At 64.0% G+C, this 10,430-nt stretch carries 9 protein-coding genes; 8 read left to right on the plus strand and 1 reads right to left on the minus strand.

Features of this window, described 5'->3' with window-relative positions:
- Positions 1-16: 16 nt before the first annotated feature.
- The 5 genes from VQ044_RS17700 (at position 17) to VQ044_RS17720 (ending at position 5,610) form a co-directional block, all read left to right on the plus strand.
- On the plus strand, positions 17-739 hold the full coding sequence (locus VQ044_RS17700) for a CpaD family pilus assembly protein (RefSeq protein ID WP_327648541.1): 723 nt from the start codon (positions 17-19) through the stop codon (positions 737-739).
- Entirely contained in the window at positions 733-2,010 is a 1,278-nt protein-coding gene (locus tag VQ044_RS17705; protein ID WP_327648543.1) for an AAA family ATPase, read from the plus strand. Before VQ044_RS17700 ends, VQ044_RS17705 begins: the two co-directional genes overlap by 7 nt.
- A 34-nt stretch (positions 2,011-2,044) precedes the next feature.
- A complete protein-coding gene (locus VQ044_RS17710) occupies positions 2,045-3,541 on the plus strand; it encodes a CpaF family protein (RefSeq protein ID WP_327648545.1) in 1,497 nt (498 codons plus the stop codon).
- Positions 3,541-4,551, plus strand: a complete 1,011-nt coding sequence (locus VQ044_RS17715) for a type II secretion system F family protein (RefSeq protein ID WP_327648560.1) — start codon at positions 3,541-3,543, stop codon at positions 4,549-4,551. The genes VQ044_RS17710 and VQ044_RS17715 overlap by 1 nt, the downstream gene beginning before the upstream one ends.
- 66 nt (positions 4,552-4,617) lie before the next feature.
- Positions 4,618-5,610: a type II secretion system F family protein gene (locus tag VQ044_RS17720; protein ID WP_327625653.1), complete on the plus strand. Its 993-nt coding sequence runs from the start codon at positions 4,618-4,620 to the stop codon at positions 5,608-5,610.
- A 129-nt stretch (positions 5,611-5,739) separates the two neighbouring features.
- On the opposite strand, the gene VQ044_RS17725 is transcribed toward VQ044_RS17720, so the two are convergent.
- The gene (locus VQ044_RS17725) at positions 5,740-6,558 is read right to left on the minus strand and encodes a tetratricopeptide repeat protein (protein ID WP_327648547.1); all 819 of its coding nucleotides are present in this window, start codon (positions 6,556-6,558) and stop codon (positions 5,740-5,742) included.
- Between the two features lie 130 nt (positions 6,559-6,688).
- Between VQ044_RS17725 and VQ044_RS17730 the strand changes: the two genes are divergently transcribed.
- The 3 genes from VQ044_RS17730 to VQ044_RS17740 all read left to right on the plus strand — a co-directional run.
- Complete coding sequence (locus VQ044_RS17730; RefSeq protein WP_327648549.1) at positions 6,689-8,089, plus strand: leucyl aminopeptidase family protein; 1,401 nt, start codon at positions 6,689-6,691, stop codon at positions 8,087-8,089.
- A 13-nt stretch (positions 8,090-8,102) separates the two neighbouring features.
- Positions 8,103-9,047: a C40 family peptidase gene (locus VQ044_RS17735; protein WP_327648551.1), complete on the plus strand. Its 945-nt coding sequence runs from the start codon at positions 8,103-8,105 to the stop codon at positions 9,045-9,047.
- A gap of 718 nt (positions 9,048-9,765) precedes the next feature.
- Positions 9,766-10,430, plus strand: a 665-nt coding sequence (locus VQ044_RS17740; protein WP_331827733.1) for a CHASE3 domain-containing protein, incomplete at its 3' end; no start/stop codon positions are given.

A 10,430-nucleotide genomic window follows, 5' to 3' on the forward strand; every position in this document is an offset into this window, starting at 1 on the left:
TTCGAGGAGATCGCAGATGAAAGACCTTTTCGAATGCCGGGGCGGTGACCGACGGTCGGTCCGTCTGCGTGCGAGCACGATCCTGGCGCTCGGCGCGCTGCTGATCGCCGGCGGATGCGCCAATGTGCAGCATGTGGAGGTCGGTTCCATCCCGGACGACTATCGCACGCGCCATCCGATCGTGGTCTCGGAGGCCCAGACGGCGGTCGATATTCCGGTCGTCGCCTCCGACGCGAGCCTATCCTATGCCGATCGCGGCCGCGTCGAGGATTTCGCCGACCGGTTCCGCGCTTCCGGCGCCGACACGATCCAGGTGCTGCTGCCGATGGGATCGGCCAATCAATACGCCGCAGACCGTTTGTCCGGCGGCATCGTCAAAACCTTGCGCGGACGCAAGATCGCCCGCGATCGGATCTTCGTTCAGCCCTATTCAGCGGCTGGGGCGAGCGGACCGACGTCGATCCGCCTCGCCTATTCGTCGTTGGTCGCCAAGACCGGCCCCTGTGGCCGCTGGCCCGAGGATCTCGGGAACACCTCAGAAAACAAGAACTATTTCAATTTCGGTTGCGCCAGCCAGCAGAATCTCGCCGCCCAGATCGCCGATCCGCGCGATCTTCTGTCGCCGCGCGGCATGGATTCGAGCGACGCCGAACGGCGGACCACGATTCTCGAGAAATATCGCAAGGGCGAGCGGACGATGGCGCAGCCGAACGACACGGAGGCTGACTACCAATGGTAACCGCGGAGACGATCAGGGACGACGTGTCGTTCGACGCACCGGACGACGTGGAGGACGCGAGCGTCGGGCTGGACAAGGTCCGGCCGATGCCGCGGATATCGATCCAGGCCTTCTGCGAAACCGACGGGGTCTCCAAGCCGATCGAAAAGGCCGGCGAGGATCGCCGCATGGCGAAGACGCATCTGCGCGTCAACATGGGCGGCATTCGCGCGGCGGTCGAGCATTTTTCCGGGGCGCCGACGCCCAATCTGGTCTTGCTTGAATCGAAGCTGCCGCCGTGTGAACTTCTCGTCGAACTCGAGGCCTTGTCGGAGGTCTGCGACCCCGGCTCCAAGGTGGTCATCATCGGCCACTACAACGATGTCTCGCTCTATCGCGATCTCGTGCGCCGGGGCATCTCGGAATATCTCGTCGCACCGATCTCGATCGCCGACGTCATGACCGTGATCGGGGCGCTGTTCACCGCCCCCGACGCCGAGCCACTCGGCCGTTCGATCGCCTTTGTCGGCGCCAAGGGCGGTGTCGGGTCCTCGACGATCGCCCATAACGTCGCCTGGTCCATTTCCAAGCTGTTTTCGAACGACGTTGTGCTCGCCGATCTGGATCTGCCGTTCGGCACGGCGAACATCAATTTCGACCAGGACCCGGCCCAGGGTATCGCGGAAGCGGTGTTTTCCGCCGAACGAATGGACGATGTGCTGCTCGACAGGCTGCTGTCGAAATGCGCCGAACACCTGTCTTTGCTGGCGGCGCCGTCCGTTCTCGACCGGACCTACGACTTTTCCGCCGATGCCTTCACCGCGCTGATCGAAACGGCCCAGCGAGGCGCGCCCATCGTCGCGCTCGACGTGCCGCATGTCTGGAACGACTGGACCCGGAGCGTCCTGGCGGATGCCGACCAAATCGTCATCGTCGCGACGCCGGATCTCGCCAATCTGCGCAATGCCAAAAACCTCGTCGACATGCTGAAGAAGCTGCGGCCGAACGATCCTGCGCCGCATCTCATCCTGAACCAGCTGGCGATCCCCAAGCGGCCCGAAATCTCGCCGGAGGAATTCTCCGAGCCGCTCGGGCTCGAGCCGATCGCCCAGATTGCGTTCGATCCGCTGGCATTCGGCAATGCCGCCAATAACGGTCAGATGATCGCCGAGATCGACGCCAAGCACGCCGCCGTCGAGGCCTTCCATCAGATTGCCCATGTCCTGACCGGGCGCGGCGAGCCAAAGAAACAAAGAAAATCGGGTCTGTTGGACCGTCTCCGTCGCAAATAGGCGCAGCCAAACCACCTTCTGGAGCAGCATCATCATGTTTGGAAAGCGCGGGAACGACAAGCCGCTCGACGGCGCGGCCGCCGTGGCGGCGCCTCCGAAGCCGGCGCCTCCGAAGCCGGCCGCGCCGCCGGCAGACAGCGCTCGGCCGGCCGAACCACCCGCACGTGCGAAAACGCCGCCGGCCGGGACGCATGTCGAGGCGCCTCGACATGCCGAGAGCGCGCCGATGGCGCGATCCGACAATTATTACGAGCGCAAGACCCAGGTCTTCGCGGCGCTGATCGATACGATCGACCTTTCGCAGCTCGCCAAGCTGGATGTCGAGAGCGCCCGCGAGGAGATCCGGGACATCGTCAACGACATCGTCTCGATCAAGAATTTCGCGATGTCGATCGCCGAGCAGGAGGATCTTCTCAGCGATATCTGCAACGATGTGCTCGGCTACGGACCGCTGGAGCCGCTACTCGCCCGAGATGACATCTCCGACATCATGGTCAACGGCGCTCGCCAGACCTTCATCGAAGTCGCGGGCAAGGTCCAGCAGACCAATGTGCGGTTTCGCGACACGCAGCAGCTGCTCAACATCTGCCAACGGATCGTCAGCCAGGTCGGCCGACGCGTCGACGAAACCTCGCCGATCTGCGACGCGCGCCTGCCGGACGGCTCCCGCGTCAACGTCATCGCGCCGCCGCTGGCGATCGATGGCGCGGCCCTGACGATCCGCAAGTTCAAGAAGGACAAGCTGACGCTCGACCAGCTCGTCAATTTCGGCGCCATTTCGCCGGAGGGCGCGCAGATCCTGCAGATTATCGGCCGGGTGCGCTGCAACGTCGTCATTTCCGGCGGCACCGGCTCGGGCAAGACGACGCTGCTCAACTGCCTGACCCGCTACATAGACGAAGACGAGCGCATCATCACCTGCGAGGATTCGGCCGAACTGCAGTTGCAGCAGCCGCATGTCGTCCGGCTGGAAACCCGCCCGCCCAATATCGAGGGCGAGGGCGAGATCACCATGCGCGATCTGGTCAAGAACTGTCTGCGCATGCGTCCCGAGCGGATCATCGTCGGCGAGGTGCGCGGACCCGAGGTCTTCGATCTCCTGCAGGCGATGAACACCGGCCATGACGGCTCGATGGGCACGATCCACTCCAACTCGCCGCGCGAATGTCTCAACCGTATGGAATCGATGATCGCCATGGGTGGCTTTTCACTGCCCTCGCGGACGGTCAAGGAGATCATCGTCGGCTCCGTCGATGTCATCGTCCAGGCCGCGCGGCTGCGCGACGGCTCGCGCCGGATCACCCACATCACCGAAGTGCTCGGCATGGAGGGCGACGTGATCACCACCCAGGATCTGTTCGTCTACGACATGGTCGGCGAGGATGCGCAGGGCCGAATCCTCGGCCGCCATCGTTCGACCGGGGTTGGACGGCCGGGATTCTGGGATCGCGCGCGCTACTACAACGAGGAACAACGCCTCGCGGCGGCGCTCGACGCGAGTAACGCCGCCGAGCCGGCGAGGGACACGTGATGCTGACGTCGGCGGCGGGTCTCCTCTTCATTCTTTTGTCGATGGTCGCGGCCGGCGGACTCGCCTATGCCTTCCTGCAGCCTCGCATCGCGGCCGAGAAGAAGGTCGAGATCCGGCGCTCGCAATATACGCGCGACGAAGGCGACCGCGCCTCGCTGAAAGTGGCGCGCGACCGGCTTCAGGAGCAATCCAAGCGACGCAAGACGATCCAGTCCTCGCTGAAGGATCTGGAAGACCGTCAGAAGGAGCGCGACAAGCATACCGGCAAGCTCACCTTGAAGCGCCGGCTGGAGCAGGCGGGACTTCCGTTGACGGTCGGGCATTTCGCGGCGATCAGCGTCGCCCTGGCGATCCTGGGCGTCTTGGTCGCGCTACTCTTCGGCCTGTCGTGGATTTTGACGCTGGGGGTCGCGATCTTCGCGGGGCTCGGACTTCCCCGCTTCATGCTCGCCCGCGCGCGAAAGCGGCGCCTGCAGAAATTCGTCGACCAATTTCCGAACGCCGTCGATCTCATCGTGCGCGGTGTCAAATCCGGCTTGCCGTTGAACGACACGCTGAAGATGGTTGCCAGCGAAATGCAGGAACCGGTGCGCAGCGAGTTCCAGAAGATCATGGAGACGCAGCAAATGGGCGTTTCGATCTCCGAATCCGTCGAGCGGCTCTATCGAAGCGTGCCGATCCCGGAGACCAATTTCTTCTCGATCGTCATCACCATCCAGGCGCAGGCCGGCGGCAATCTGTCCGAGGCGCTGGGCAATTTGTCCAAGGTGCTGCGCGACCGCAAGAAGATGAAGGGCAAGATTCAGGCGATGTCGATGGAGGCGAAGGCCTCAGGCGGTATCATCGGCTTCCTGCCCATCATCGTCGGCGGTCTCGTTTACCTGACGACCCCCGACTACATCTCGATCCTCTTCACCACCGATACCGGAAAGATCATTCTCCTCGCCTCGGCGATCTGGATGGCGCTCGGCATCTTCACCATGAAGAAAATGATCAATTTCGACTTCTGACCGGCGACGGATCGCCGACGCCTGGCCATGGGCCACAAGAGACCGGTAGAAAGGCAGCATCCGACGATGGAATCGGTGTTTCAATATTTCGGCGTCTCGGGGTCGCTCGTCGTCAGCGTGGTGATCGCGGTCGCGGTGTTCACCACCCTCGTCACGATCACCCTGCCGCTGCTCGCCGGCAACCAGCTCAAAAGCCGTATGAAGGCGGTGGCGCTGGAGCGCGAGCAGGTGAGGGCGCGAGAGCGCGCGCGGCTGGCCATCGAAAAGGAACAGGGCCGCAGCGGCGGCTTGCGCCACCAGGACAGCACCGGCATCGTCGCGCTGGTCGTCAGCAGCCTGAACCTGCGCAAGGCGCTGGTCGACGACAAGACGGTCGCCAATCTGCGGGTCGCCGGCTATCGGGGCCAGCGACCGCTGACCCTCTTCCTCTTCGCCCGCGCGATCATGCCCCTGCTCATGCTGGCCCTTGCCGTGTTCTACGTTTTCGGTCTCGGGCTTTTTGCGACGCAGCCGACGATGTTTCGCGTCCTGGGCTGTATCGGCGTCGCCTATTTGGGATTTTACGCGCCGATCCTGTTCGTCAGCAACCAGGCGACCAAGCGCCGTCTTTCGATTACCCGCGCCTGGCCGGACGCGCTCGATCTTCTGTTGATCTGCGTGGAATCGGGCAATTCCATCGAGGCCGCTTTCCGCCGGGTCGCCGAGGAAATCGGCATCCAGTCGATCGCGCTGGCAGAAGAGCTCGTTCTGGTTTGCGCCGAGTTGTCCTATCTGCCGGATCGCAAGGTCGCCTACGACAACCTCGCCGCCCGGACCGGCCTCGAGGGCGTGCGCTCCGTCTGCACCGCGCTCGTCCAGGCCGAGCGCTACGGCACGCCGCTGGGCACCGCGCTGCGTACGCTGTCGCAGGAAAATCGTGACATGCGCATGAACCTGGCGGAGAAGAAGGCCGCCGCGCTGCCGCCCAAGCTGACGGTGCCGATGATCATCTTCTTCCTGCCCGTGCTGTTCGCCGTCATTATCGGCCCGGCGATCATCCAGGTGATGGAGACGCAATAGGCCAGGCGCGGCAAGGCGCCGCCATCGTCGCGTCGCGCTTTCCGGCAACTGGCGGTCCATGACGCGAAAAAGGGCGAAGCCCGCGCTCCGCCCTTTCTTTGCATTTTCCTTGTACGTGGCGGAGCGGCGTCAGCTCTTGCCGCCATCCTTGTCCTTCAGCATCGACCAGGTGTTCTGCTGGGCCAGCATCTCCTTGAGATAGGCGACGTTGGCCTCCGCTTCCTTGGGCGAAAGCTCCGCCGCGGCGATCGTCTCGGCTTCCGCGAAGCGGCCCTGCAGGCCGACGACCAACGCCAGGTTCTGGCGCACGCGGCTGTCGCTGCCGGGCCGTGCGGCCGCCGCGCGAAGGTATTTTTCGGCCGCCGGCAGATCGTTCGCCAAGAGGTAGGACATTCCCAGATTGGACAGAATCGTCGGCTCGTCCGGCGCCATGTCCAGCGCCTTGCGATACAGCACCCTGGCCTCGTCCGATTGGCCCAGCTGGTCGAGGATGGCGCCCTCGGCCGAATAAAGCCGCCAGTCCGGGTAGTCCGGGGTCTGGGCACGGCGCACGGTCTCCAGCGCCTTCGGCAGATCGCCCGCTGCCGCCAGCGCCTTGCCATAGGCGGCCAGCACGTTGCGATCCTTGGGGTGGGCGATAGCCACCTGCTGCATCACCGCCAGGGACTGGTCGTTGCGACCGGCCATCTGCAGGGTCGCGGCATAGGAGAGGCCCGTCGCCTTGTCCTTGGAATTCTTTTCATACGCCTGGCCGTAGGAGGCCACCGCGTTCTGCAGTTCGCCGGACGACATCTGCGCCACCGTGCGGCCGGACGCCGGCTTGCTGACGGAGCCCGTAATCTCGTTGGAAACCGACGCGCACCCCTGGGTCACGGCGAGAACCAGGGCGGCACCGACGAGAAGCCCCTGTCTCGATCGACGAATCGGTCTAGTTTCGCGCCCGACCATGAACTGCTCCCGTTTCGCCCGCGGATGACTGTTTGGCCGGCATTGATGCTACGGCCCGTGGCGGAGAGAATAATTTGTTAACCCTAACGGCCGGTTAATCCGTCGCCGCCGAAACAAGGAACCCGGCTCCATGACCGTTACCCTCGTCAGCGCCAAGACCGCCGCCGCCTTGCCCGTCTGGACCGCGGATAAGGCCGGCCTCAAGGCCCTGCCGGCCGCGACCGCCCATTGGGCGAAAACCGCGCGGTTCTCGGCCGAGGCGGGAGCCGTGCTGATCGTGCCGGACACGAAAGGCAACGTCGCCGGCGCGGTTCTCGGTCTCGGCAAGGGCGGCGCCGGAGAGGGTGCGACGCAACGCCGCGCGCTGTTGGCGGGTCCGCTCGCCGGCAAGCTGCCGGCAGGGGATTGGTATTTCGCCGACGACACCGCCATCGACGGGCCGCTCGCTGCGCTGGCGCTCATTCTCGGCGGCTATCGCTTCGACCGCTACCGGTCGTCGAAAGCGGATGACGGCGGCGACATCCGCTTTCTTGCCGCCGATGGCTCCGACAGGGCGGACATAGAGAGCATCGCCGCGGGCGTCTTTCTCGCGCGCGATCTGATCAACACGCCGACCAGCGACATGGGACCGGCCGAACTGGAGGGTGCCGTGCGCTTGCTCGGCGATGGGTTCGGCGCGCGCGTCGATACGATCGAGGGCGACGCGCTTCTCGAGCGGAATTTTCCGATGATCCACGCCGTCGGCCGGGCGAGCGCGTCGGCACCGCGGCTGCTCGACCTATGCTGGGGCCGGCCGGAGGATCCGAAGCTGACGCTGGTCGGCAAGGGGGTCTGCTTCGACACCGGCGGCCTCGACATCAAGCCGGCGTCCGGCATGTTGCTGATGAAGAAGGACATGGGCGGCGCCGCCAACGTGCTCGGCCTCGCCCGCATGGTGATGGCGGCCAAGCTACCGGTGCGCCTGCGCGTGCTGATCCCGGCCGTCGAGAACGCGATTTCGGGCGATGCCTTCCGGCCGGGCGACGTCCTGACCAGCCGCAAGGGCAAGACGGTCGAGATCGGCAACACCGACGCCGAGGGGCGCTTGGTGCTCGCCGACGCGCTGGCGCTGGCCGACGAGGAAGCGCCGGATCTCCTGATCGACATGGCGACGCTGACCGGCGCGGCGCGGGTGGCGCTCGGACCCGACATCGCGCCGTTCTATACGGACGATAGCGCGCTGGCCGGCGAGATCGCGCAAGCCGGCCTCGACGTCGCCGATCCGGTCTGGCGGATGCCGCTCTGGCAGCCCTATGCGGCGAACCTTGCCTCCAAGATCGCCGACACCAACAATGTCACCAGCGACGCCTTCGCCGGATCGGTGACCGCGGCGCTGTTCCTGCAAGGCTTCGTCGAAAAGGCAAAGAGCTGGTCGCATTTCGATATCTATGGCTGGCGGCCGAAGCCGAGCCCGATCGGGCCGATCGGCGGCGAGGCGCAGGCGATCCGGGCGCTGTTCGCGGTTCTCAAGACGCGCTTTCCGGCGCGATGAGGAGATTGACGCCATGACATCTCCTCTCGATTCCCGTCTCAACGCGTTCCGCGACGATCTCGCCGACGTCCGGCTGCAAGGGCGGGTGGAAGCCGCGCGCTTCGTCGGGGGCGAGGAATGCCGCGTCGTCAGCCCGCTGGCGCCGGTGCGCCGTCGTCCGTCGCCCGACGCGCCGCTCGACACCGAGGCGCTGTTCGGCGAACCGGTGACGGTGTTCGAGACCGACGCCGAGGGGTGGTCCTGGATGCAGCTCGGCACGGACGGCTATGTCGGTTACGTTCCGAGTGTGGCGATCGGCCGGCTCGGCGCCGCTCCGACCCACCGGGTTTGCGTGCCCCGGACGCTGCTGTTTCCCGGTCCCGACATCAAGCTGCCGCCGCTGCACGATCTGCCGATGGGCGCGCTGGTCACCGTCACCGGCGCGGCCAAGGATCACAACGCGCGCTACGCGATGACCCAGCCCCATGGCGCCGTGGTGGAACAGCATCTGAAGCCGCTCGGAACCGTGGAACCGGACTTCGTCGCGGTTGCCGAGCGGTTTGTCGGCGTGCCCTATCTGTGGGGCGGCAAGAGCGCATCGGGCATCGATTGCTCCGGTCTCGTCCAGATCGCCTGCGCGATGGCCGGCATCGCCGCGCCGCGCGATACCGACATGCAGGAGCGCGCGCTGGGGACCCACATCGCCGGCTGCGAGTTAGGTCAGTCAGCGCAGGATGCGAGCGGAAAACCGGTTTCCACTTTTTCCCATTCCGCTCGGGAACGCGGCGACCTCGTCTTCTGGAAGGGCCATGTCGGGATCATGCTGGACGGCACACGGCTCCTCCACGCCAACGCCCATCACATGCTGACCGCGATCGAGCCACTGGCCACCGCGATCGCGCGGCTGGAGGCAAAGGGCGCGGCGGTGACCAGCATCAGGCGGATCGGGAAGGGCAAGCCGGTGAATGTTACCTGCTAACCCTTTCAGTTCTGTCAGTTCCTCGTCTCAATGCGCCTGAAGACAAAAGGATCGCCGGGAGGGGCATCCGGCGAGCTTGGTCGAGACCGAAGCGCGATACAACGATGGCCGTGTGGCGTTATTGCAAGTTGCGACCAGACCGTCCTTGAAGCCGGCGAGGGGGTGATAGTCACGACACCCGACACCTGGCACCTGACACCCGGCGGCTGTGGGAGGGGATAGGACGCGGCCTCAGATCGCTCGGCATCGAATCGGGTTTGTTGCATGTGAACCAAAGGCGTGACGCCGGTCGGGCCGAGGTTGCCCTTCCGGCAAAAACTTACGACGCGGTGATTTGTCGCAGCGTCATGACATGGCCCTCAAAAGGGCTCCGAATGATGCGGTGAAACCGCTTCAAAGCCCCTTCATTGCGGCTCCTTGATACGAATAAGGTCGCGGGATGAGACGGGGGTCGTTTTGCGGGGGAGGTCAAATTCCGTCATCGGATCAATGCATTGGGCAAGAATTCGATCGATAAGATCGTCGCTTTTCCCCAGGTTTTTCCGATTGTTCGTAAGGGGTAGCAAATAATCATCACGCCATTTTGAAGAGGCCAAGTAGAGGAAGCTGGAGGCTCGCAAAATTAACCATTATTTAAACGGCAAAACCTAGCAAGCTCTCAGGCACCAAGTCGATCCGGCGCTGCGTCCAGGCCATCAAGAACGAGAAAGAGCTTAAAATGCCCCGCAATGGTTTTAGCATCACCAAGAAAATATCACTCTCACTTGCGGCGGTTATGGTGATCGTCCTGATCGTTAGCTCTCTGAATTTTATGCAAAGTAGCCGGATCGAAGACAGTATCAAGTGGAATAACCACACCTACAAAGTGTTGGGCGAGATCAAGAAGATCGAGAGCAGTATCGTCAATCAGGAAACCGGCCTGCGCGGTTATCTGGTTTCGGCTAAAGAGAATTTCCTCGAGCCTTACACGGCGGGTGCGGCTGGCTTAACCGCAGGCTTGGACTCGGTTCAGACCCTGACTTCGGATAACGCCACGCAGCAAGAGCGCATCGGCCGACTGCGTCTGGCGATCGATGATTGGCACACGAAGATTTCCGAGAAGGAAATCGCCCTGATGGGGTCGCCCCTGACCATGGAGCAGGCGCGCGCCCTAGAAAGCAGCGGCGCCGGCAAGGCCCTCATGGACAATATTCGCGGCGTCATCGGCGAGTTGTATGACGCCGAAGCATCGCTGCTGACGATCCGCGGCCAGCAGGCTAAAGACGCTATGGCTGCCACTGAAGCCACATTGATCGGGGATGTCCCGAAGTTTGTTGAACTTCGGCGATCGGCGTTTCCGGGTTGGAGGTTACGCGGCCCTGGAAACGGGGGCAACGGGCTTTT

This window comes from Aurantimonas sp. C2-5-R2, assembly GCF_036549495.1.
GTDB lineage: Bacteria > Pseudomonadota > Alphaproteobacteria > Rhizobiales > Rhizobiaceae > Aurantimonas > Aurantimonas coralicida_A.